Here is a 23,784-nt window from a genome sequence, read left to right on the forward strand (position 1 = left end):
TGATAGGGGACAGGGACATGGAAGAAGGCAAACTTATTCACTTGACGCTTGCTGGTATGAAAGAAGCTATTTCAAAGTAGGGTCCTTTTTCAATGATTCAACCAGGTGGCTATGTTTTAAATGAAAATTAAACATTTATACAATCACAATTACGTAAAAACGCCATAAGAAATCTTATGGCGTCTAACCGAGCAATGGAGGTACTCCTAACATATCGGTTAAATGGGAACGCCTTCTGGATAGCCTCCGAAGAAAGATGCTCCAACAATGATTAATAAGATGAATAGCACCACGATTAATGCGAAGGAGCTACCATAACCATTTGAGTATCCCATATGTCCACCTCCTTTAAAAGAGGATAGTACATGATATGCTGATTAAACTAGTTCGATAGGGTTGCTAGTTTAAATTGATATTAAAATGATTGCTTAGTCTAAGTAAAATATTCCTTACCATTCAGACCTATACGAAAAGAGTTAGAGGGAAATTATACAACGGAAATTTTCATGATTTCCCGGACAAGCGCAGTATATGACAAATTAGAACAAAAGCAGACGGATTAAGTAAAAAGAACTGTAGCGGAAAAATATGACCGTAAGCTAAAATACATTGATCTAAGAGACATTAATAAGCCAGACTGTGCTAGATTGGGGCAATATTGAGTACCTGTTAGAACTACATGAAAAAGAAATGAATAAGACTGGATGGATTTCCAATCTTTATAAAAATGAGGAGATAAGAAATGTGGAATATGCCAAAGTCAAAGAGAAATTAAAATACCTGGTTGAAAATGATTGCTCCAAAGAAGAGTTCCTAAGTAAGTACACTTTTAATCAGATGAAATCAATTTTTAAAAAGCATACCGTTACAAATTCAGATCCCCATCCTTCATGAGTGCATTTCATAATGAGGACAATAATTGACAAAAATTCAGGACACAGTCAACTGGTCAAAGCATGAAGATGATTTTACCCAAATTTCATAACTGAAACGCGCATGTACCAAGATGTACAAGGCGTTCCAGAAGGCGATACTTTCGTCTTTTGCTTCGCTCGTTAATAAATACGAGCAAATCAAGTAGCTTTGAAATAAAGTTTGGTTTTATAAAAAAGTTTGATCATTTTCTAATTATGTTGTTCCACAATCACCAGTTTGCTAAGACTCAAACGATTACTATTTTTTCACAATCGGTATCCATATTTCACTTTTGAAAGTTGGCGAGGTTACATCTTTATTCTCATTCCACAGGATTTCTGGACCTTCTATTTGTTCATAGTTTGAGGATGGAAACCATTCGGAATAAATGCGTCCCCACACATCTTGCAGCGTATCAGGGAATGGTCCGATTGCTTCGAAAACCGCCCATGTAGAGGCAGGAACTTCAAGCTGTGTTAAGTTATCTGGACACTCCTTAGTTGTTGCTGCTCCAATATAGTGATCAAGCTCTCCATCTTCCTCCATCCTGCTTTCAGAAAAGTTCGTGGATGCACTAAGCAGCCCCATAGGTTCGACATTAGAAAGTTTTTTAAGTTTATTGATCGTTTCACCATTTAAACTTTCCCACATAGAGGAAATCTCTGGATTAACCCCGTTGAAAATTATAGAAACTCTTTTCTTAATACCAACAATGCGAAATGCCTCTTTTTCTTGAATTCGATAGTTCATTGCACTTCCTCCTTTAATTGATAACTGGAAGGTCATTCGTGAATAAGCTTTAAGTGAATGGCTATTATTTCTGGCTTCTGTCGGTGTTATGCCATGCAAATTTTGAAAAGCTCTTGCAAAAGAATCTGGTGAGTTATAACTGTATTTCATCGCAATGTCAATGACCTTTACGTCGGTTTCTTTAATATCAAATGCTGCAAGAGTAAGTCGTCTGCGGCGAATGTATTCCGACAGCGTAATACCTGCAAGGAAGGAAAACATCCTTTTAAAATGATATTCGGAACAGTAAGCCACCCTTGCTACTTCTTTAAAGTCAATATCATTAGTAAGGTTTTCTTCAATATACTTTATTGCTTCGTTCATATTTTTAAGCAAATCCATTTTTATGACCTCCTTTATCAATAGCATAGCAGGAATTGAATGTATCCATCCGACATTTCGTGCACCATTATGTAGGATCAATTTTAATAAAAAAAGTAATATACATAAGAAGAGGGATATAGAGAAACATTCTGAGGCTTATTTGACAATCAGGAAAGAAGAAGCTAAAGAACGTGAAATCGATACCTAAAAGAAAGACTAAATAATTACGACTATGCTGATACAGACGAATTTTATGCATGGCCAAAACCCTTGGATATGAAAACCTAACAAGAGCAACAAAGATATTTCACACTGAGAAGTTAAGGAAGAAAAACGATGAGATGGCTATTACAGAAACAGGTAAAACATTTGTACAATCAGCAAATGGTCTCAAGCGCATTCCCTCACCTGCAATCCTAAACCAACTACAATTCGAACGTTGCTTTTTCCAATTTATCTTATTCGGAATTTTTTACGCTAGGAGAACCCTAAAAAACTCGAATTCCTTACTATGCTAAGGATCCGAGTTTTTTTAAAGAAGGCTCTTAACAGTTATAAAAATTGACTAGTATCTTTCCAAGTGGAATTTTTCCCCTTAACCTGTTTTAACGTCGCTACTATAAGAAAGCTAACAATCACTAATAAGAGCCATGAACTCACCTTTCCCAGATGAACGAGACTCCATGCATCGGTTTGGTTTGGATATTTCCAAGCCCCAAAAAACGTTGCGATATTTTCGGCTATCCATATAAAAAATCCGATGAGCACAAAAGAAAGTGCGAGTGGCATACGGTAACGAGTTCCACCAACCTCGTATGTGACCCATGATCGCCAAAAAACGATGATGACAAGTCCAGATAACCAAAAGCGGACGTCAATCCAATAATGGTGGATGAAAAAATTTAAATAAATTGCAGCGGCAAGAGGTACAACGGCCCAAAACGGCGGCCACTTAACCAGTTCAACCTTAAGCCTCCTCCATGCCTGGCAAAGATAACTGGCTACACTTGCGTACATGAAGCCACTATACAAAGGCACTCCAAAAACTTTGGAATATCCTTCTTCTGGATAAGACCAAGAGCCCATATGTACTTTGAAAAGTTCAAGAGCAAGTCCAATAAGGTGGAACAATGTAATAACCTTTAGTTCATCCTGTGTTTCAAGGCCAGAACGCACCATCTGCCACTGCATGAGAAGGCAAATGATGAGCAGCCAGTCATACCGTGGCAGGAAGGGAAGAGGCATGATTTGTGTAATAGCCAAAGAGGCAAAAATAACGACAGGAAACAAACATGATAGGGCCTGCTCCCAACCAAAACGAACGAGTTGTTTTAGCGGTCTCATGATTTGTGCCTCCAAAGGTTTGTTCTGAATATATGTAAGGCCTGCTCAGTATAGTAGCTAAATAGATGTAGGGGTATATGCATAGGATCACCGCCGAATAACTTTCTTTTCCTTTTAATGTTAAATGTTCTTGCTGTATTAATTCTGGGTGTCTTCATCACTTCGGTATTCCAAAATATCTCCGGGTTGACAGTCTAAAGCCTTACAAATTGCCTCTAAAGTTGATAATCGAATGGCTTTTGCCTTTCCATTTTTCAATATAGAAAGATTAGCCATTGTTATTCCAACCTTCTCCGAAAGTTCTGTTACGCTCATTTTCCTTTTAGCCAGCATCACATCAATATTGATAATAATTGCCATATTAATCACCTCAGACCGTTAAGTCATTTTCTGATTTTATATCAATCGCTTCTTTTAACAGTTTTTGAAGAACAGCAGCAAAGACTGCAATCACCATTGAAGCAAAAATAACGACCAATCCGATTAATATGATACCTGGGGCGTCGTCCTTCTCCGCCATGAGATAAAAGAGTGGCATGCCCATCACAAACAAGATACTGATTGTGATTGCACAGTATTTTATATTTTTTAAAGCTCTTACAGATAATTCCGAGAAAGCTTTGTTCTTGTCAATATAACTTAAAAGTTTAAAAGCTTTATACAGAGCAAAGTAAAAAGGAATCGCCGATGCATACAAATTGATTAAAACGAGATATTTTATATAGACAATATCTGGATAAAATTCTGCTGCAAAATTCGCTATCTCAGGCACCAAAAATATGCACAAAGCAAGAACTGGAATTCCAATAAGAAACACAGCTATCTTTAAAAAGAGTGTTGTTCCTCGTTTCATAAAAAGCACCTCACTTATTTGTTGTCAATTTGAATTTAACACATTATTTATCGTTTCACAATAAATAAATATTGATATAGATCATTTTGTTATTGTTATAGAATTATCCTTTTAATTTTAGACAAGATAAAAAGCATTCCCAGGGAAATGCTCTATAACTTTAAGTTATTCAATTTAAAAATTGTTCAACTACTAAGGATAAAAGATCATCAGAGGGGAGAAAGATGCGGATGGAATTTGAAACTAAAGGAATAGATAAATGCTTTTACTATAATACAGAGTTTGCAGACTATGTGCATTGGTTCAACTCCTAGGTATTCACGGGACTTTAGATTATTTATGTTCAGGTGGAATGCAAAATTACACACCTTTAGTTACGTTGACAGTCCGCACGTAATGAATTGTATAATAGAATAGAGAAATATTTTACAATAAAGGGAGGAATGTTGGCAATGAAGGGTTTTATCAGAGGCGTTGTTCTAACTGCTGTTCTAGGTGTTGGTGGTACTTTATTTGCAGGTGATGTATCTGCACACGGGTATATAAAAGAACCTGCTAGCAGAGCGTATATGGGATCATTAGAAAAACAAATAATTGGTTGGACGGCAGCTGCACAAAAATATGGTTCCGTAATTGATAGTCCTCAATCTGTAGAAGGACCAAAAGGGTTTCCATCTGCGGGTCCACCAGATGGAAAAATTGCATCAGCGAATGGAGGCTCGGGTCAAATTGACTTTGGGTTAGACAGGCAGACTGCAGATTATTGGGTAAAACAAAACATACATGGGGGCCTAAACACCTTTACTTGGCACTATACTGCTCCTCACGCAACATCAAAGTGGCACTATTATATAACCAAGAAAGGTTGGAATCCAAATAAACCTTTAACAAGAGATGAGTTTGAATTAATTGGAACTGTAGATCACGATGGTTCAAAGGCTGATACTAATCTTTCTCATAAGATTTATGTACCAACTGATCGCACTGGTTATCATGTTATTCTAGGTGTGTGGGATGTTGCGGATACTTCTAATGCCTTTTATAACGTAATTGATGTAAACATAAAATGATTATATTGTAACATTTGGTAATTAAAGGGGGGAGAGACATGAAAAAGCTGGATCGAATTATTGTATTAAGTGAAATTGAAAATGATAGTGAAGGAAGAATTATAGTGGAATGCAGAATATAATTCACATTCTCTCAGCTTATATAGGAAAACTTGTTACACATACTAAGCTTGAATAAATAAACTGAGAAAGACGTCCTTTTAAGGGCGCCTTTTTTATGCTGCTTTTAAGAACTCGATTGTACTAGCTATGGAAAGTTCATCCTTTGTGGGGGAGAGGAGGGTGGATGGAGAACTTAGCTGCTGTTTTACACTGTTTTGCTCGAGCACAGAGTCCCAACTCCCAAAAATTAAAGCAAAGCTAAATATATATTAATATACGGATCAGTTAAAACAGAAAATGAGTTAATCTGTCAATTGTATATGCCTCCACTGACGAAGCCATAGCTGTCTGCCATTTAGACAGTTGTTGATTGAATCCATCAGTGAAGGTATTTATTTCCACCTATTTTGGTCATCTGTGTTCCAGGCCATTTTACCTTATTGTAAATGCAAAACATACGTTGCTGCACAACTGATGGGCTTTTCAAAGGTAAGCTGCATATCGCCTCTGCCGGCATCTGTAAATTGTCGCTGTCCTCGCTAACTCTAGTAACCACTCCTTTATCATTTATGACAGTACAGATTTATCTAACTTACCCATATTTCCTCATTAATTAATGCCGGTAGTCTTGGCCGGAGTATATAAATGTTTTTCTTGATGATTATCGCCAACAGACAAAGTAAGCGATTCTTCACTTAGGCTGATTGATGTTAACGGAATATCAGGACTAAATGAGGCAGAGAACCATTTAAGCCAGAGTCATGATATAAACCATTTTGTACATAATCAAAGCCAGGTTGATTCTGTCCCGGTACTTGGGCGCTGCCATTATTAAAAATCACTTTGGCGTTTTTTGTATCAGTACCCGTGGGTAACGTCAGAGTGTAAATTCCATCTGAATTCTTAGCCATTGCTTTTCCCGGCCAAAATCCGGTTAATTCTATTGCCTGACCACCATTATCCTTATATACATATGCATTAACTTGACTCCAATTATTTGGGTTTTGATAACCAATTATGTTCGCCGAAGATGGGTCAGTTTTTACAAAAGTGTATTCTTTTGTCCTGGTTACTCCTTCACTGTTCGTTCCTGTTAAAGTGATCTTGTATGTTGTGTTGAATGGATCCCATGTTCCGATCGTTAATTGATCTCCATCCTTAAACTCTGTCTCATGACCATTATTTATTTGATAAGCAGCATTTGTTGTTTTAGCATCTGCACGCAAAGTTACCGTCAGTTGATCATTATAGAAAGGATGTGTTACACCTGTTTTATAGTTCTCGAGGAATACATTAGGTGCATTTGCAGTATCATCATGATAAAGAACAACCACAGATCTGCCGCTGATCATACCTGTCAGTTTGCCATCCGCTACTTCAAACGAACCGTCCCCGGCTTTATTATCATAGATGCCATCAGGTAAATCCGTTGAAGTATGTATGGAAACTGATGATGAAGATGCATTTGCCAAAACTATGCCATCAGAGCCGCGCTGATTCATGAATATCTGATTGTTTCCATCTGGGTTAGAGAGTTTCTCAGGCTGTCCAGTCATTACATTATGAAATGTATTGACCGCTACGATGGCTTTATCTTTAAATAAAGCACTGCCGCGATCACCTATTTGACTTTTTCCAGGGAATCTTACTCCATTTCCGCCGCCCTCAGGTCTGGAGAAAAAAAGAGGTGTACTCCCTGAACGAGAAGCAATAACCGCCCAGCCTAAACGAATATCATCATCACTCATCCAAGTTGATTCTTCAGCATCATTGGCATACGTATCATGTGATTCCACCCATGTTACTAGATCATCTGCAGACACATCAGATTTATAATTGGAGATATTCGACGTACTAAAATTACGATTCTTTAAAGCGGACCTTATGGAATGTCCATAATTAGATGCTGTGACATTCATATAATTCGCATATGCAGCTTCTCTGGAGGCACTGTCTTGTAGTATTTCTCCATATTGGAATTCTGCAGATGTATCTGTGATATTCGGCCAAAAATGACTGCCAAAATCACTATCATCCGGAAGCTCTATATGTTTGGCCGCATCATACCTAAATCCGTCGGCACCGTTATCCAATACTCTTTTCAGGAAATTTTTTAGATATGACTGTACTTGTGTATTCTGCGTATTCCAATCATAAAGCCCCAGCAATGAATTCTGCGTGACATCCCTTCGATCGGACCAATTTTTAATTTGTGTGTTTCCATGTGTCCAATTTGAAATGCTTTTAATTTCATTTGAAATCGCAGCATAGTCACTGGTTGTGTGATTGATGACGGCATCGACAATAACCTTCACACCATATTCTTCAGCCGCCGCACACATTTCTTTGAACTCTTCCTCGGAACCCAAGTACCTGTTGCCAATCTGGTAAGAGGTCGGCTGGTAAAGCCAGTACCAGTTTCCCATGCTTTTATCTCCATTATTTCCTTCCTTTACTTGATTAATAGGAGACGTCTGAATGGCAGTATATCCTGCATCATGGATATCCTTCATATTATTTTTTAAGGTGTTGAACGACCAATTCCAAGCATGAAGAATGGTTCCGCTCTTTATTGATGGCGCTGTATACTCATTTGATTGGTTCGCGGTCTCTGCATTTACAGCCGCCGGCCCAGCCAGAATCAAATGGAACAGCAATAATAATCCAGCGAATAACGGCAGTAAAGAGGTATTTAATCGTTTTTTAAACATTCTGGACACTCCTTATTTCATTTTTCATTTCTGAAGGCTTACTGCGGAGTCAGAAATCCCTCTTACTCAATCCTTCCACTTCCTCTTTTCAAACGAATGTGGAGACTGGAGAATTTTGTTAATCACTTACATATCAAGTTATCATATTATATCTATCAAAACAATTTGATAGAGTGTTTTAAACCATGTTCCTTTTATCTTCATTTCTGTTTTTTGGGGATTCATAAGTCCAAGGCTTGGTCACTGTCATTTACTTCTGAAGTTGTTGGATCACAGTGATTAGTCCTGAAAAAGACAGATAATTTAAAACAGGACTACAATTCCGAAGCCACTTTCAATGATACAACCATTTGATCTAAATCCATATGGACAACCTTCAAACACGGAACAATATCGGTGATTCTAAAACAAATAAAAAAAGACGCTCATTATTGAGCGGCTTTACTTGCTTTACGTACTGCTATTTCCATGATCCTTTGCCAAACTTCAATATTCGATAAAGCTTCTTTAACTTTTTGATCACCTTGTTCAAATCCTTTTCCATTTTCTAGTCGAACTTCAGATTTACTGGGGAGAAAATATCCATTTCTACTACTAGGTTGTATTTAAGTATTGTCTTATTCATCAAATGCACCTCACCATATTATCGACAAATATGGAAAGGGCTTTAATGGGAATGAGTTAAAAGTGTTTAGGTATGTAATATAAATTAATATTCCGATTGCTATTAATATCAATCGTTCTATAAGGGGAATTGACTCAATTGTTTCATTTTTTCTGTAAATTAAAAAATAAACATGTTAGAGGAGGTGTTAAAAAAATTTAAATAATTATCCTAAAATATGATTAAAGTAATCTTGTTAGAAAGTTTGGTGTTGGACAGAATTGTAAGCTAGGGCTGTAATCAAATATGCACCTAGAATCAATTGTTAAACGGGGGAATTTAAATGAACAACAAGGAAAATTTTTTTTGATATTGTGACATTATTTTCGGTGTGTTAAGTCTTTATTTAGTATTAAAAACTGATTATGGCGCTGGAGTCTTAGTGTTTGTTGCAATTTTATATCTCGCTGTCATTGCTTATAAAGTTAAGCAAGTATTTAGTAATTGTGATTATAAGTGAAAAAGAAAAGTGTTTTTACTTGTGTTATGGCTGCATCATTGACTGTTGGTTCACTTCTGCCTGCGCGTTATGCTTCTGCAAAGGACTAATCAATCACCTTCTTACGAGCAACTAGCAAAAGATTACAAGATTAAAAGTGAAAAGATTTCATCAAATGGGAAAATTAGTTGACGTCGAGCACACCTGCAAAAGTAGACTTGCCTAATAGCTAGTGATAATAAAATCACTTTGTTTCTTTATTTAGAACAAAGTGATTTTAGTGTTTTATACGTAAGCAAAATCCCTCAGTTGAGGAATCTTGATTCTGCATAAAAGAGGGATTAACCTCACATTTGCAAAAAAATTGAAAGAAAAACTCTACACGTACATTACTGGAGTTGATACCTTAAAAATCCCGCCATCTCTTATATAAAAACGAGGGATGCGGCGGCTTAATGTAGACACCACTTCATAGTTAATCGTATTAAGCATTTCAGCAACTTCATCAACGGAAATCTCAGCTCCCTTTTGCTGACCGTAAATCACGACCTCCTCTCCTTGTTTACCTTCACTCTCTCCTAAACTAACCATGATCAGATCCATTGTCACTCTTCCCACGACCGGCACTCGCCTTCCGCGATGAAGGACAAACCCGCGATTGGAAAGTGCACGAGAATAACCATCAGCATAGCCGACCGGAAGTGTAGCGATTACTTCATCGGGTTCTGCGATGTATGTAGCACCATAACTAATGGTTCGGGGTTCTGTCCGCATGGTTTTCACATAAGCTATACGTGCCTTTAAACTTAATGCAGGTTCAAGCTTAACGAGATGTAGTTGTTTTATATATGCTGAAGGATATAATCCATATAAGCCTATACCTAAACGAATCATATCAGCACTAAATTCCGGGAAAGCGATAGCTGCAGCCGTGTTGCTCATATGCACGGTGGGCAGCTCAATTCCTTGATTTTTTAAAAAGCGGAGAAAACGGATAAATTTATCGTGCTGTAGCTTAGTTAGTGTGGTGTCTGGTTCATCAGCTGTTGAAAAATGTGTAAAGATGCCTGCCCATCTTAGGAATTTACTTGCTGTTAATGCATTTACTACTGCTAAAAGTTCTTCTTTTGTACGTACACCTAATCGGCCCATACCAGTATCCACATTAATATGAATACCCAATCGGTTAGGTCTCGCTTCATTTTCCAATATTTCGTTAGCTTCTTTAATCCAATCAACCTGAAATGCTGATAACTCTATATTCCAAGCTGCTGACTCTTTAACACAACTAAGGGATGTAAAACCAAGCACAAGGATAGGTGCTGTAATCCCAGCTTTTCGTAAAACGATTCCTTCCTCCACGCTGGCAACAGCGAGCTCACTCGCCCCGTTTTCCAGTGCGTGTCGCGCCANNAACGAGAAGATGCTAACCGACGGTGAAGTTGACAGTACTTTCGTTTTTAATTCATTTTTTTGCATATTTGCTGTTTAGTTCAATTTTGATTTTCTTTACTTCGAGCAAATAAGTGATACATGAGGCTTTAAAGAGGTGAGGATTGATACGGCGGCTGAGGATATCAGTTAGTACATCTGAACAAAAATCGTCTGCCCATGATTTTGACATTTGTTTTGGTTGTCCGACATGTTGAGTAGTGAAGAGGTACTCATGATCATAACCGCGTTTTTCATGCCAAAGCTTCAGATCTTCAAGAGCCTCCGTATTGATCATATATCCTAAAGGCTTTCCTTCGCCTTTTCCTTTCCCGTATACATGCTGCCAGATGAGCCATTCTATAGATATCAGATGATGACATGGTACAACAAAGCTTTAACAAATTGTTCACTATGGATTGGCGGCCAGAAGATATTTTTACAGAAAAATTACATTTATCTCACAAAAGACAGGTTACTAGTATTGTAAAATAAGCGGTATAAATCATCATAGGAGGAGATACCATTGAAACAGCCAAAAGCATACCTTATGACTGCTGCTGCCGGTTTATTACTCACGTCATTATCATTCTCGGCACCTTTGGCGGCGAAACAGGTTCCTTCCCATAACAACCATTTTACAGTTAAGGCAAGCGCAGAGACGAAGCCTGTTGCTTCCGGTGATGACGCGGCAGATGATCCGGCCATTTGGGTAAATGAGAAGCGTCCGGAGAAAAGCAAGCTGATCACGACAAATAAGAAAGCCGGCTTAGTTGTCTATGATTTAGATGGAAAAGAAATCAATTCCTATCAATTTGGCAAACTAAATAATGTGGATTTGCGCTATGATTTTCCATTGAACGGTAAAAAAGCAGACATTGCAGCCGCCTCCAATCGAACAGACGGAAAAAATTCAATCGAAATTTATTCATTTGACGGCGAGAAGGGTGAATTGGAAAGTATTACCGATCCGAAACATCCCATTTCTACTGGCATCGCCGAGGTATATGGCTTTAGTTTGTATCACAGTCAAAAAACAGGGAAATTTTACGCATTGGTAACGGGAAAGCAGGGAGAATTTGAACAATATGAAATCGCTGATAATGGAAAGGGGTATGTGACAGGCAAAAAAGTGCGCCAATTCAAATTGAATTCGCAAACTGAAGGGGTCGCGGCTGATGATGAATACGGCCATATATACATAGCGGAGGAAGACGTTGCCATTTGGAAATTTAGCGCAGAGCCAAACGGCGGGACTCAGGGCAGCATAATTGATCGGGCCGATGGAAAGCACTTAACGTCTGATATTGAGGGTCTGACCATTTATTATGCTCCGGACGGAAAAGGATATATTATGGCGTCAAGTCAGGGAAACAATAGCTATGCGATCTATGAGCGCCAGGGCAGCAATAAATATATCGAGAATTTTGAAATTACGGATGGAGAAAAGATTGACGGTACAAGTGATACGGATGGGATTGATGTTATCGGCTTCGGTTTGGGCGCTAAATATCCAAACGGAATTTTTATCGCTCAGGACGGAAAAAATACTGAAAACGGACAGGCGGTGAATCAAAATTTCAAAATTGTACCGTGGGAAAGGATTGCTAAACCGATTGGTGCTGCACTGGATGTGAAAAAACAGGCTGATCCAAGAAGGCTGAAGGACAGGTCCGGAACATAAGGCAGCAAAAAGCAGTGACAAGCCAAGCTGTTTTTCTATAAAACGCATAAATGAAAAAATCGTTCATTGAATAATGAACGATTTTTTAACAATTTAAATGAATATGTGAGAGTTTAGCCGGAAGCTCATCAAACGTATTGGCTGGAATTGTCTCTTTATAATTCAGTGCCGCGGCTTTTTTTCGTTCTTCAGGGTGCTCCAGGTAATATGCTGCTTTACGCTTAAAATCGTTTATTCCGTGATAAGAAACAAAGGATGAAAAGGGACTTGCCGCAGGAAGATCTACGAGCTGAAACGCTTCACAAGCTGCGATGTCAAAGCTTCGGTTATTTAAGCTGATATTTTGAATGGACTTCTGGTTTTTATTGAACGCAAAATGGTACGGCCTGTGCGGATTAATGACAATGTCCGCGCTGTTATAATAATGAACCGCCTTTTCAGGGCTGATCCATTGGTCGATAATATCCACATTTGACTGTTTGATTGTTTTTTTATGAAGATATTTTCGCCACTCCTTGCCGATCAACCGTATGGTGAACGGAAGATTCGCTGTCTCCTTGATAAGCTGAACCCGGTTAGGATAAGGATAGCCGATAAGCAGCAGGTTAGAATGGCAGGAAGTTTCCGTATTGAGTTTTTTGAAAAGCCGCTGGTTTGTGGGAATGGGCATATAATAAACGTGGGGGCAGCCTAATTCCCGGTAAACATCGGCTGAATTTTGGTCAATGGTCAATATCACATCTGCATGCGGTATGACTTGCAGGCTGATATCTGTATAAAAAGGGTCTTCTGTAAGCCAGACATACACGGGAATACCCTCAATCTTTAACCAGGTCAGCCATTCAGAAGGGACTCTATCTCCGACCATAATGACAGCAAAATCCGGCTGGAATGATTTGATGCTGCGGGCTGATTGCGCATCAAGATCAAGTGAAGAAAGGAGCCTCATGGGAGAATGTAGAAAACCTTCTTCAATCCAGCGGTCAAAATAGCTGTATATCCCCTTATATCCCGAACGGATATACAAGACGTTCATAAAAGGGATTACGTAGTGAACGTAACGCTTTCTACTTTATCTACATCAAGCAATGTAGTGGCTGAACCAGTCGGAGTGACGGAAGCTTCTTGCGTGACATATACAATGCCGTGGATTTGGTCAAATGCAACAAATTGAACAGGTCCGATCATGTCTCCTGAATCCATCACAATGCTGATTACAGTTCCCGGTGTAATTCTAGCAAAAATCCATCTGGCCGGTAAGGACGTATCCAAGGCTGATACATCGCTTGCGGCTTCTGCTTCAGCAGCCGCATCTACTTTATTGTCTACCGCTGCTTCTAATAATTCTTTAATTTTGTTTTCCACGTTATCTCCTCCACTTTCAGTTGTCGTTCCATTATTAAAAAAGGGGATCAATAAACTTTTAATGAGATCCTTTTTCAACTGCAGAAAATCATTGCTCATTTACACATACACCTCCTTTTATCTTTTTAGAACTCACGATTATTCATATTCCGCTGCCTGTGAATTGGCATGAGACGAACGCCGTTATCAAGCGTATTTTTCATATTTAATCAAATCGCTGATTTTTAAAAGAGGCGGTTATAGCCTATGCGTATGTTCGCTTTTTCCATATGCTGATAAAGATTACAAGCATGAAGGAGAGGGGTTTTTTGGATTCGGAAGCAATTGTGAACGGTGAGGAATTTGAAAAGGAATTATATGTTGTCCTGCTTTTACTGATTTTGTTATTACGTCAGACAGATCCGTCTGAACCGGTTTCAGACCTTCGGAAGCAGCTTGTTCTAGCGAAAGAACTCGGAATCCCGGTTTCAAGAGTGAATCTTATCAATGGAGACACTCTGCAAAACGTTATTGTGAAAGAAGTGCTGAGCGATTTGGCAGTGTTTCAAAATCCACTGAATAACACCAGATCAAACGTGGCACTCTCAAGTATTGTAAGCTGGGGTGCATTTTAACATTGAGGCCAAGGCTCCGTTTTTACGGAGCTGTTTTTGATAGGAGGATGGGAGATGGGGGAGAAAGTTTCAATCATTTTAACAAGTTATAACAAACCCTCTTATTTACAAAAAGCAATTGAAAGTGTGGTCAATCAAACTCACGCTGATTGGGAGCTTTTTTTAATGGATGATCATTCAAATGAAGAAACCTCTGCTGTCATTCAAACGTACTTACATGATACACGCATTCAGTATTATAACAGTTTTATTCAGCACTCCGAGCGAATGAAAACAGCCAGATATGCCACATTAATTAACCATGCGCTTTCTTTTATTACAGGGGATTATGTATCCTATCTGACCGATGATACGATCTATCATCATGAAAGGCTCAGCCGGATGCTGCAGGTGTTCCGGAATGACCCGGCAGCGCAAGCGGTTTATTCAATGCAAAAGGTCGTTCATATAAACGAGCGTGGAGAGGAAGCTCTTCATTTTTACAGGCAGGCGCCGGGAGTGCTGAATAATGCCGCGTTTCAAGTGGACCATTGCTCTGTGATGCACAGGAGAGAATTGCTTGAAAAAGTCAAACTTCAATATGGGAGCTATTGGGACGATCATGTCATGCATTGGAATCACGGAGATTCAATTTTTTGGAGCAGATTGAACACATTTGTTCCTTTTATGCCGATAAATGAAGTATTGGACACAACCTATAAAACACCTGATTCTTTTCAAAATGCGAACCAGTGTCTTCCTGATGTTTTAATTGATGGGTCTTTTGTGAAGGGAACTGACCAAAAGGTGTACGTGCTTGATCAAGATACCCGGCATCCCGTCGGGGAAAGATGGCACTCCGTTTATTCGGGGAGGACTGTCATTATTCCCGACCCGTATTTATTTCAATACCAAATAGGAAAAAGCGTTCATATTCCGAATTATATGCTCGTCAAAGGGCCGGATCAGCCGGATGTATTTTATATAGAAGGAGGAAGAAAAAGACGTATAGAGAACCAGTATGCATTTCACTTCTACCAATTTAAAAGAAAAGATATTTTGGCTGTTCACCAAGACGAGCTGGAGTCGGTGCCCGACGGTCAACCGATCAGCCAAGGGAGATCAGGTCTGATGATTAATCCTCCTGGACGCAGGCTGTTTCTGATCGGCCGCGAACTGTTCTTATTTTTAAACGGCATGTTCCATCCAATAGATACTAGAGTCGCAAAACGATTCTTCTTACATCAGAAACCAACCGCCATTTCTTTCTGTAAAATCAAACAATTTCCAATTGGAAAGCCGTTTCGTCCGTTGTACGATGAGATTATAAAGAAATTAAGTATCAAAATTGACTAAATCAGACAGCCGTATGTTGAGGATGAAGGAGACATTCATGACAGAACATTATTCGAAAACAGAAAAACAATATTTATCATTAACTTCTGTATTCAAACCATTTGAGCAATACAGTGTTTATAGTGACCCTGATCTTCCGCAAATTTTTTCGCATAATTTTGTACAGCTGCGCGCTTCGTTTCCGTTAAATAGCTTGCTTTCATTTCTGCCTTCAGTATCCGGATTGTTAAATACCAATTATATTCATCTGAAGGCTTCGCCGCAGCATACCTTTCCGCTTGTTTTGAAGCAATCACTTGTAAAAAACGGATTTGTGGTTGAAGATGAATTATTCTACAGCATTCAGCTTGATCATTGGGGCAAACGGGCAGGGCATCCGCTGACAGGCTGGGGGACGAAAAAAAGCCTTGCGGACGGCTCTTCTATTATGAAAATTTATGACTCTCTCTATATAAGCGAAGCAATTGCAGAAAAAAAATTACAGCGGAAATATCCTTTTTATCAATCAGGGAAGATTTTGCTCGTTGTTTGTTACAGCGATTCAACACAAAAAATACCGATTGGCTGCGGAGAGCTGTTTATCAATTCAAAAGAAAAAACGGCAAAAATTGAAGAGGTCGCCATTTTGGATCAGTTTCAAAGAAAAGGGTACGGCACCATTTTGATTGGGGAGATGCTTTCCGCTGCAAAAGCCTTTGGTATGCATTCTGCCTATCTTGTTACATCAAGTCTTGGCGGGGCCGGCCTTTTTTATGAAAAACTCCGGTTTGAAAAATATCAGCGGATGCATACTGTATTTCATTATTTTCTTACATAACTGGGCAAATGCACAAACCATTTGGGACTTGGCCCGCATAGAATGCCGTATATCGTGATAAGAAAGGATTGATACTTGATGCACAGTTACGGCTGTTATGATTATGGTTACAGTTATGGCGGGTTCGGCTGCGGGAAAAATACGTTTGTATTGATTGTCGTATTATTTATTTTATTAATCATCGTTGGTGCCGCGTTTATTTGCTAGGAGCATACATCGTGACAAAGGGTCTTCCTGACAGGGAAGGCCCTTTTTTGTATTGGCAAAAAAAGTTTTCACGCGGTAAGAATGCCTTCATTCTTACACTCATACAATGGAGTAAAAGGGGGCTCGAGGTGAGGGGGAGAAGTTATGAAGAGCTATCTGATTAAGCCTGAGCTTGAGGCAGATTATCCGGTTGTCAGCCGTGCAGCAGGTTCATACCTATATGATCAATCCGGAAAAAAATACCTCGATGGCTCATCCGGCGCGGTGACATGCAATATCGGCCACGGCGTAAAGGATATCACTGATTTGCTGAAGGAACAGCTTGATACCGTTTCATTTGTTTACCGATCACAATTCACAAGTGAGCCTGCTGAAGACTTGGCGAGGTTATTGGCGAACCAGCTTCCGGGTCATTTGAATTGGTCTTTTTTTGTAAACAGCGGGTCAGAAGCGATCGAAACAGCAATGAAAATCGCCATTCAGTATTGGCAGGAAAAACAACAATGGCAAAAATCCATCTTTTTGTCGAGATGGAGTAGTTACCACGGAATAACTTTGGGAGCGCTTTCATTATCAGGGTTTTATGAAAGAAGATACCGGTTTACTCAAATGATTGAGCGTTACCCGGCGATATCGGCACCTAATCTGTATCGCTCCAGCCAGGATATGAAGGAAGAGGATTTCGTCCAGGCTGCCGCTCAAGAACTGGACACAGCCATTAAACGAATTGGCAGCCGGTTTATTGCCGGGTTTGTGGCGGAGCCAATTATCGGTGCCGCGGGAGCCGCCATCACACCTCCCGCAGGGTATTATGAAGCGCTTCAAAGCGTGTGCCTGAAAAATGGTTTGCTGTTTATAGCGGACGAGGTGATGACGGGGCTTGGCAGAACAGGCAAAATGCTAGCCGCAGAGCATTGGAATACCGTTCCTGATATTGCGGTTTTGGGGAAGGGGATGAGTGCCGGTTACGCACCAATTGCAGCGGCTGTTGTTTCTGATCCGATTATGGATACCATTAAAAAAGGTTCCGGCGTGATTATGAGCGGGCATACGTATAGCGCCAATCCCTATTCAGCCAGAGCGGCGCTTGAAGTATTAAAGTATGTAGAAAAACATGATCTATTAAAAAAATCAGAGGAAAAAGGCGAAGTACTGAAGAAAAAGCTGACAGATCTCATGAACCAGAGTGACATGATCGGCGATGTCCGAGGAAAAGGGTTGCTATTGGGGGTTGAATTTGTCGCAAACAAAAAGACAAAACAGACATTCCCGCCTGAGCTGTCAGTGGGGCAGCACATCATCAGCGCGGCAAAAAAGCGCGGGCTGATTATATATCCTGCCAAGCCGGGCATCGATAGCGGTGAAGGAGACGCCGTGATCATCGCTCCGCCATTTACGATTTCTTCCGCTGAGATGGCAGAGCTTACGGATCTCTTTTCAGACGCCGTCTCAGAAGTAGAAAAAAAACTTAAAAGGGATTGGAAAACAAATGGCTTCATTAGATAAAAAGATGGATATTGAAACGGCACTTGCAGACGTACAGGATGAATCCGTGCTGATGTTCGGCGGATTTGGCGGTGTAGGGTCACCGCCGTCACTTATTGAAGGAATACTAGAAAAAGGTGTGAAGGATTTAACGGTTATTTGTAATGACGCCGGATTTCCGCAAATAGGAATCGGCCCGCTCATTGTAAACAAAAGAGTAAAAACCTTGATTGCGTCACATATCGGATCAAATCCGATAGCGGGACAGCAAATGACTGACGGAACATTAGAGGTGAAGTTTTCTCCGCAAGGCACGATGGCAGAACGGATTCGAGCGGGAGGCTCCGGCCTTGGCGGCATTTTGACTGACATCGGAATAGATAATCAAATGATTTGTGCGCAAAAAGAAACCGTGTCTCTGAATGGAAAGCCGTATTTAATCGAAGAAGCGTTAACGGCTGATTTTGCTTTTATCTGCGCGCATACCGCAGACGAATTCGGCAATTTGACCTATGACAAAACAGCCCGCAATATGAATCCGCTTATGGCGATGGCTGCCGAGAGAACATTTGCCGAAGCGGACCGCATTGTCCCGGCAGGAGAGCTTGCAGAAGAGATGATAATCACACCGGGGATTTTCGTGGAGGGCGTCGTGAAAAGCGGAGGGGTGAATTGGAGATGGGCTTGGGAATAAAGGAGAGAGAGCTGATAGCAAGGCGTGCTGCTTGTGAAATCACATCAGGGATGACGGTGAATCTGGGCATCGGCATTCCGTCATTAGTGCCGAATTTTTTGCCGTCTGAAACGAAGGTAATGCTTCAGGCCGAAAATGGAGTCCTCGGCATTGGCGGAAGCCCGGAGAAGGGGCAGGAAGACAAAAACCTTTGCAATGCCGCAGGCTACCCTGTCAGCGCTGTAAAAGGAGCGTCTTATTTCGATACTTGTCTGTCCTTTGCCATGATCAGAAAAGGCGCTATAGATATTACCATTTTAGGGTCTCTGCAAGTGAGCCGGCATGGTGATCTGGCTAATTGGCTCGTTCCGGGGAAAAAAGTACCCGGCATGGGAGGTGCCATGGAGCTTGCGCAAAAAGCGAAAAAAGTAGTGGTCGTCATGAGCCATACAGATCATCAAGGGAAACCGAAATTAGTGGAAAAGTGCACATTGCCGCTGACTGCTGCGGGCTGTGTTGATCTCATTATTACCGATAAGGCGGTAATTGCTGTAGAACAACGTCAATTTGTATTAAAAGAGCTTATGAATGGCGCGACATCAGAAGAAGTCATTGAGCTGACCGCTGCCGAACTCAAGATAGACGTACCTTTTACTTAAAGGAGGACTGCGCATGCAGCAAATTGAAAAACAGGTTGTTGACTGGCTGGATAATCATCTGGCCAAAGCCATCCGTCTTCTCAAAAGACTGGTCGGCGAAAAAAGTACGTTTGGAGCGGAATTCAACGCCCAGGCCATTGTCCTTGAGAAGCTGCGGCAATTCAAGATGGATATTGATGTATGGGAACCGAGCCTGAAGCAATTAAAACAGCATCCGTATTTCAAATCAGACCGGACTGATTTTAGCGAAAGCCCAAACATTGTCGCTAAAAAAGCAGGAGAAAGCAACGGAAGGTCCCTGATTTTGAATGGGCATATCGATGTTGTGCCCGCAGGAGACATAAAAGCATGGAAGTCTGAGCCTTTTCAGGCCGCGGAGGAAAACGGGAGAATTTACGGCCGCGGTTCTACTGATATGAAGGGAGGCAATACAGCCCTTCTTTTTGCATTAGAAGCGCTGCACGCCTGCGGTGTCAAATTGAAGGGAGATTTATTTTTTCAAAGTGTTGTAGACGAAGAGTGCGGCGGCGCAGGAACGCTGTCGGCCATTATGAGAGGCTATCGGGCTGATGGGGCGCTTATTCCGGAACCCACTAATATGAAGCTATTCATCAAACAGCAAGGCTCACTATGGTTCCGTATAACTGTTAAAGGTTTATCGGCGCATGGCGGCACACGCTATGAAGGAGTGAGCGCCATCGAAAAAAGCATGCATGTCATCTCAGCCCTTCAAGAGCTGGAAAAAGTCCGAAATGCCAGAATCTCTGATCCGCTTTATGAAGGCATCCCGATTCCGGTCCCTATAAATGTAGGCTCTATCGCGGGCGGTGAGTGGCCTTCTTCAGTATGCGACCGGGCAGTCATCCAAGGAAGATGCGGAATCGCGCCCCACGAAAAACCCGAAGCGGTGAAAGAGGAAATGACAAACTGGCTGAAGGATTTAGAGTATCGTGATGAATGGTTTAAACGCCACCCTGTCAAGCTCGAATGGTACGGCGCTCAGTGGCTGCCGAATGACTTGCCGAAAGATCATGATTTGGTGTCGGTGCTGCAATCATCCTATGAAAAAATTAGACACACTGAACCGGTAATAGAGGCGTCGCCGTGGGGAACGGATGGAGGCTTATTACATCATGCGGCTCAGACCCCCGTCATTGTTTTTGGACCCGGTGAAACAAAAACGGCCCATCAGGCGAACGAATATATTGAAATTGAGGCTCTGTTGGAATCTGCTAAAATCATTTCTCTTTTTATAATGGATTGGTGCGGCATCCATGAGCAAGGGAGTGAAGCGGATGATCAGAGTGATGAAGCGTGAGGGCGTCTCGGCTTACGTAGACATTGACCGTTTCAATGAGCGAATCAGAGTGGTCCGATATGATGGTAAAATCGAAAACGCTTTACCTGAGATCCTAGCTGCAGCAAAAAAGGAGCTCGCTGAAAAAGTGATTGTATATGCCAAGCAACAGGACGAAGCAGAGCTTGCGAAGCATTTATTTGTGACAGAAGGGCTTCTGGATGGCTATTACTTAGGCCATCGCGCGGCTGTGATGGTTCGTTACCTCTCTGAGAACAGAAGACTGACAAATTCCTATCTAGCAGAGCTGGAGATTGTCGAGACATTGTATAAAAAGTCCCCTTCAATACGTCTAACAGCGACGCCGCCTTTTTTGATGAGCAGGTGTGAACCAAGGGACATTCACCAGTTGTCGATGCTGTACAAAAAAGTGTTCCGCACTTATCCAACCCCGATTTTTGACCCGGTATATATTGAAAAAACGATGAATGATAACACTGTCTATTATGCTATGTTTGATGACGGCCGGCTGATAGGGGCCGCCAGTGCGGAAGCCAATCCTGCTTTGGGGCATGCGGAAATAACTGACTGTGCCGTGCTCAAGGAATACAGGGGGCATTCACTGATGAATCATTTAATCGCCGCATTGGAAAAAGAAATGGCCGACCGAGAGATTTTTCATGTGTTTTCACTCGCGCGCGCAGCCTCTTATGGAATGAACGCCGTGCTTCATCAATCAGGCTACAGCTATCGGGGAAGATTGATAAACAATTGCTATATATATGAAAGTCTTGAAAATATGAATGTATGGTGCAAGACATTATAAGTTGAGAAATATTCACCATTCCGCCGTAAGGCAAAATGGTGATAAGGAGGAATTCCGTTTGGCAAATCAATGGTTTAAACCGAAGAGGCACTGGAAGGAGATTGAATTATGGAAGGATGTACCCGAAGAAAAGTGGAATGACTGGGTGTGGCAGCTGACGCATACCGTCCGGACACTTGATGAATTAAAAAAAGTCATTCATTTAACTGAAGAGGAAGAAGAAGGAGTCAGAATATCTACCAAAACCATCCCCTTAAATATTACACCATATTACGCTTCCTTAATGAATCCTGATAATCCCAGATGCCCGATTCGGATGCAGTCTGTTCCGTTATCTGAAGAAATGCACAAAACCAAGTATGACCTTGAGGACCCGCTTCATGAAGATGAGGACTCTCCTGTACCGGGGCTGACGCACCGCTATCCGGACCGTGTTCTCTTTCTTGTCACAAATCAATGCTCAATGTACTGCCGGTATTGCACACGCAGACGGTTTTCAGGGCAAATCGGAATGGGAGTGCCTAAGAAACAGCTTGATGCCGCGATTGCTTATATACGGGAGACACCTGAAATCCGTGACTGCCTGATTTCAGGAGGAGACGGTTTACTGATCAACGACCAAATATTGGAGTATATTTTAAAGAATCTCCGTGCCATTCCGCATTTAGAAATCATCAGAATCGGAACAAGGGCACCGGTCGTCTTTCCGCAGCGAATTACCGATAATCTGTGTGAAATATTAAAAAAATATCATCCTGTCTGGCTGAATACTCATTTTAATACAAGCATTGAGATGACGGAGGAATCAGTCGAGGCTTGTGAAAAGTTAGTCAACGCAGGCGTTCCCGTCGGAAATCAGGCGGTTATATTAGCGGGTATTAATGATTCAGTTCCGATCATGAAAAAGCTCATGCACGATTTAGTGAAAATCAGAGTGCGCCCTTATTATATTTATCAATGCGATTTGTCAGAAGGCATCGGCCATTTCAGAGCGCCCGTTTCAAAAGGACTTGAAATCATTGAGGGGCTCCGCGGACATACATCCGGGTATGCAGTTCCGACATTTGTCGTTGACGCGCCGGGCGGAGGCGGGAAAATCGCTCTGCAGCCTAATTATGTTTTATCGCAAAGCCCTGATAAAGTCATTTTGCGGAATTTTGAAGGAGTCATCACGTCCTATCCCGAGCCGGAACATTATATTCCGAACCAGGCGGACGCCTACTTTACGTCTGTGTATCCTGAAGTTTCCGAACAGAAGGAACCGATTGGATTGAGCGCTATTTTTGCAGACAAGGAGGTTTCCTTCACACCTGAAAACGTATCCCGCATCAAAAGAAGAGAAGCATACACGGCGAACCCAGAGCACGAAACATTAAAAAACCGCAGGGACAAAAGGGATGAACTGAAGGAAAAGAAATTTCTGGCCCAGCAAAAGAAAGAAAAAGAGGGGGCGGAAAGCGGGGGAGATTCATCATGAAAACATGTGAATGGTGCGGCGGGCTTCAAGCATCCCCTTGTGTGACCGCCGTTTACTGGGAGCTTCCTGACGGCACAAAGGCGGTAGAAATTACAGATACACCCGCCTTGTCATGCGCTGACTGCGATATGGTCTATCAAGAGGAGCTGACAATAAAAGAAATTGAAGATCAATTGATTTTAATTGACACAAAAAAGCTTCCTCATACGATAACATTTCAGCAGCTGATGCAAACAGAACGGATTTTGAAGCGCAATTATTTTGATTTCTCCTAAAGCGTGTTTGGTATTCTTTTGTTGTAATTTCATATCTGAAATGTATAATAGAACAACAAAAGACAGACAACAGGAGGGGAAACCCATGAAATCCTTTTACCACTATTTGATGAAATACAGAAATCCAAAACCGAAGGACAGTATCAGTGAGTTTGCAAATCAGGCATATGAAGACCACAGCTTCCCAAAGATGTCCAGCGATTATCATGAGATCAGCTCTTATTTGGAACTGAATGCTGACTACTTGGAAACGATGGCCACTTTTGATGAAGCTTGGGAAAAATACGAGACTGAGGTGCCTCAAATATAAACATGTTTTAAAACCGCATCCCCATGCGGTTTTTTTTGTAAGCGGATTTGATGTCCAGCTTTTGAATATAATTGGATATTTCCTTTGGTTTTCATGCCCATGCGAATTTGTGTCAGCC

At 41.1% G+C, this 23,784-nt stretch carries 24 protein-coding genes and 4 pseudogenes; 18 read left to right on the forward strand and 10 right to left on the reverse strand.

Translation table 11 applies throughout. From position 1 onward, the window contains the following. Positions 1-218: 218 nt before the first annotated feature. Positions 219-335 carry a YjcZ family sporulation protein gene (locus AXI57_RS20890; RefSeq protein ID WP_003240909.1) on the reverse strand — a complete coding sequence of 39 codons (117 nt, stop codon included), beginning with the start codon at positions 333-335 and terminating at the stop codon, positions 219-221. 424 nt (positions 336-759) lie between these two features. Here AXI57_RS20890 and AXI57_RS22045 point away from each other — a divergent pair. Beyond that, positions 760-902, forward strand: a pseudogene (locus AXI57_RS22045) (ribonucleotide reductase N-terminal alpha domain-containing protein); the annotation flags it as partial. 271 nt (positions 903-1,173) lie between these two features. Here AXI57_RS22045 and AXI57_RS11695 read toward each other — a convergent pair. Next, entirely contained in the window at positions 1,174-2,046 is an 873-nt protein-coding gene (locus tag AXI57_RS11695; protein WP_061670148.1) for an AraC family transcriptional regulator, read from the reverse strand. Positions 2,047-2,134: 88 nt separating this feature from the next. Here AXI57_RS11695 and AXI57_RS21370 point away from each other — a divergent pair. Further along, positions 2,135-2,340: pseudogene (locus AXI57_RS21370) on the forward strand (TIGR01741 family protein); the annotation flags it as partial. Positions 2,341-2,580: 240 nt separating this feature from the next. Here the strand turns inward: AXI57_RS21370 and AXI57_RS11700 are convergent. From AXI57_RS11700 to AXI57_RS11710, 3 genes are all read right to left on the reverse strand, one after another. After that, a complete protein-coding gene (locus tag AXI57_RS11700) occupies positions 2,581-3,372 on the reverse strand; it encodes a DUF817 domain-containing protein (RefSeq protein WP_061670149.1) in 792 nt (263 codons plus the stop codon). Positions 3,373-3,510: 138 nt separating this feature from the next. After that, positions 3,511-3,732, reverse strand: a complete 222-nt coding sequence (locus AXI57_RS11705; protein WP_003325726.1) for a helix-turn-helix domain-containing protein — start codon at positions 3,730-3,732, stop codon at positions 3,511-3,513. A 10-nt stretch (positions 3,733-3,742) separates the two neighbouring features. Next, positions 3,743-4,225 (reverse strand): DUF2975 domain-containing protein, encoded by a 483-nt coding sequence (locus AXI57_RS11710; RefSeq protein WP_061670150.1) that lies wholly within the window; start codon positions 4,223-4,225, stop codon positions 3,743-3,745. A 452-nt stretch (positions 4,226-4,677) separates the two neighbouring features. Here AXI57_RS11710 and AXI57_RS11715 point away from each other — a divergent pair, with 452 nt between their 5' ends. Then, positions 4,678-5,295 (forward strand): lytic polysaccharide monooxygenase auxiliary activity family 9 protein, encoded by a 618-nt coding sequence (locus AXI57_RS11715; RefSeq protein ID WP_003325728.1) that lies wholly within the window; start codon positions 4,678-4,680, stop codon positions 5,293-5,295. 812 nt (positions 5,296-6,107) lie between these two features. Here the strand turns inward: AXI57_RS11715 and amyE are convergent. Beyond that, the gene (gene amyE, locus AXI57_RS11720) at positions 6,108-8,108 is read right to left on the reverse strand and encodes an alpha-amylase (RefSeq protein ID WP_061670151.1); all 2,001 of its coding nucleotides are present in this window, start codon (positions 8,106-8,108) and stop codon (positions 6,108-6,110) included. A 983-nt stretch (positions 8,109-9,091) separates the two neighbouring features. On the opposite strand from amyE, the gene AXI57_RS21375 reads away from it, so the two are divergent. After that, positions 9,092-9,232, forward strand: coding sequence for a hypothetical protein (locus AXI57_RS21375; RefSeq protein WP_238380186.1), 141 nt, complete (start codon positions 9,092-9,094; stop codon positions 9,230-9,232). Beyond that, positions 9,229-9,397: pseudogene (locus AXI57_RS22050) on the forward strand (hypothetical protein); the annotation flags it as partial. The gene AXI57_RS21375 and the pseudogene AXI57_RS22050, both read left to right, overlap by 4 nt. A gap of 192 nt (positions 9,398-9,589) precedes the next feature. Here the strand turns inward: AXI57_RS22050 and alr are convergent. Further along, the coding region (alr, locus tag AXI57_RS11725) for an alanine racemase (protein WP_155724090.1) at positions 9,590-10,623 on the reverse strand (1,034 nt) is incomplete at its 5' end. 65 nt (positions 10,624-10,688) lie between these two features. Continuing rightward, positions 10,689-10,982, reverse strand: a pseudogene (locus tag AXI57_RS11730) (tyrosine-type recombinase/integrase); the annotation flags it as partial. Positions 10,983-11,168: 186 nt separating this feature from the next. Between AXI57_RS11730 and AXI57_RS11735 the strand changes: the two are divergent. After that, complete coding sequence (locus tag AXI57_RS11735) at positions 11,169-12,326, forward strand: phytase (RefSeq protein WP_061670153.1); 1,158 nt, start codon at positions 11,169-11,171, stop codon at positions 12,324-12,326. An 85-nt stretch (positions 12,327-12,411) separates the two neighbouring features. Here AXI57_RS11735 and AXI57_RS11740 read toward each other — a convergent pair whose 3' ends face one another. Continuing rightward, on the reverse strand, positions 12,412-13,362 hold the full coding sequence (locus AXI57_RS11740; RefSeq protein ID WP_034717931.1) for a CgeB family protein: 951 nt from the start codon (positions 13,360-13,362) through the stop codon (positions 12,412-12,414). Between the two features lie 8 nt (positions 13,363-13,370). Further along, complete coding sequence (locus AXI57_RS11745) at positions 13,371-13,790, reverse strand: hypothetical protein (RefSeq protein WP_010788967.1); 420 nt, start codon at positions 13,788-13,790, stop codon at positions 13,371-13,373. 209 nt (positions 13,791-13,999) lie between these two features. Between AXI57_RS11745 and cgeC the strand changes: the two genes are divergently transcribed. The 12 genes from cgeC (at position 14,000) to AXI57_RS11805 (ending at position 23,666) form a co-directional block, all read left to right on the forward strand. Further along, positions 14,000-14,305 (forward strand): spore maturation protein CgeC, encoded by a 306-nt coding sequence (gene cgeC, locus AXI57_RS11750; RefSeq protein ID WP_010788966.1) that lies wholly within the window; start codon positions 14,000-14,002, stop codon positions 14,303-14,305. 54 nt (positions 14,306-14,359) lie between these two features. Continuing rightward, on the forward strand, positions 14,360-15,640 hold the full coding sequence (locus AXI57_RS11755) for a glycosyltransferase family 2 protein (RefSeq protein ID WP_061670154.1): 1,281 nt from the start codon (positions 14,360-14,362) through the stop codon (positions 15,638-15,640). Between the two features lie 37 nt (positions 15,641-15,677). Continuing rightward, the gene (locus tag AXI57_RS11760) at positions 15,678-16,457 is read left to right on the forward strand and encodes a GNAT family N-acetyltransferase (RefSeq protein WP_061670155.1); all 780 of its coding nucleotides are present in this window, start codon (positions 15,678-15,680) and stop codon (positions 16,455-16,457) included. A 78-nt stretch (positions 16,458-16,535) separates the two neighbouring features. Continuing rightward, positions 16,536-16,664 (forward strand): YjcZ family sporulation protein, encoded by a 129-nt coding sequence (locus tag AXI57_RS11765; RefSeq protein ID WP_003325741.1) that lies wholly within the window; start codon positions 16,536-16,538, stop codon positions 16,662-16,664. 144 nt (positions 16,665-16,808) lie between these two features. Beyond that, positions 16,809-18,170: an aspartate aminotransferase family protein gene (locus tag AXI57_RS11770; protein ID WP_061670156.1), complete on the forward strand. Its 1,362-nt coding sequence runs from the start codon at positions 16,809-16,811 to the stop codon at positions 18,168-18,170. Further along, positions 18,154-18,843 carry a CoA transferase subunit A gene (locus AXI57_RS11775; protein ID WP_061670157.1) on the forward strand — a complete coding sequence of 230 codons (690 nt, stop codon included), beginning with the start codon at positions 18,154-18,156 and terminating at the stop codon, positions 18,841-18,843. Before AXI57_RS11770 ends, AXI57_RS11775 begins: the two co-directional genes overlap by 17 nt. Beyond that, positions 18,828-19,481 carry a 3-oxoacid CoA-transferase subunit B gene (locus tag AXI57_RS11780; protein ID WP_061670158.1) on the forward strand — a complete coding sequence of 218 codons (654 nt, stop codon included), beginning with the start codon at positions 18,828-18,830 and terminating at the stop codon, positions 19,479-19,481. Before AXI57_RS11775 ends, AXI57_RS11780 begins: the two co-directional genes overlap by 16 nt. Before the next feature lie 7 nt (positions 19,482-19,488). After that, on the forward strand, positions 19,489-20,799 hold the full coding sequence (locus AXI57_RS11785; protein WP_087941829.1) for a peptidase: 1,311 nt from the start codon (positions 19,489-19,491) through the stop codon (positions 20,797-20,799). Then, entirely contained in the window at positions 20,777-21,604 is an 828-nt protein-coding gene (ablB, locus tag AXI57_RS11790; protein ID WP_003325748.1) for a putative beta-lysine N-acetyltransferase, read from the forward strand. The genes AXI57_RS11785 and ablB overlap by 23 nt, the downstream gene beginning before the upstream one ends. Positions 21,605-21,662: 58 nt before the next feature. Then, on the forward strand, positions 21,663-23,081 hold the full coding sequence (gene kamA / locus AXI57_RS11795) for a lysine 2,3-aminomutase (protein WP_003325749.1): 1,419 nt from the start codon (positions 21,663-21,665) through the stop codon (positions 23,079-23,081). Further along, complete coding sequence (locus AXI57_RS11800; RefSeq protein WP_003325750.1) at positions 23,078-23,356, forward strand: YokU family protein; 279 nt, start codon at positions 23,078-23,080, stop codon at positions 23,354-23,356. The genes kamA and AXI57_RS11800 overlap by 4 nt, the downstream gene beginning before the upstream one ends. An 85-nt stretch (positions 23,357-23,441) precedes the next feature. Then, a complete protein-coding gene (locus tag AXI57_RS11805; RefSeq protein ID WP_003325751.1) occupies positions 23,442-23,666 on the forward strand; it encodes a YozE family protein in 225 nt (74 codons plus the stop codon). Positions 23,667-23,784: the final 118 nt, after the last annotated feature.

This window comes from Bacillus atrophaeus (assembly GCF_001584335.1).
Taxonomy (GTDB): Bacteria; Bacillota; Bacilli; order Bacillales; family Bacillaceae; genus Bacillus; species Bacillus atrophaeus.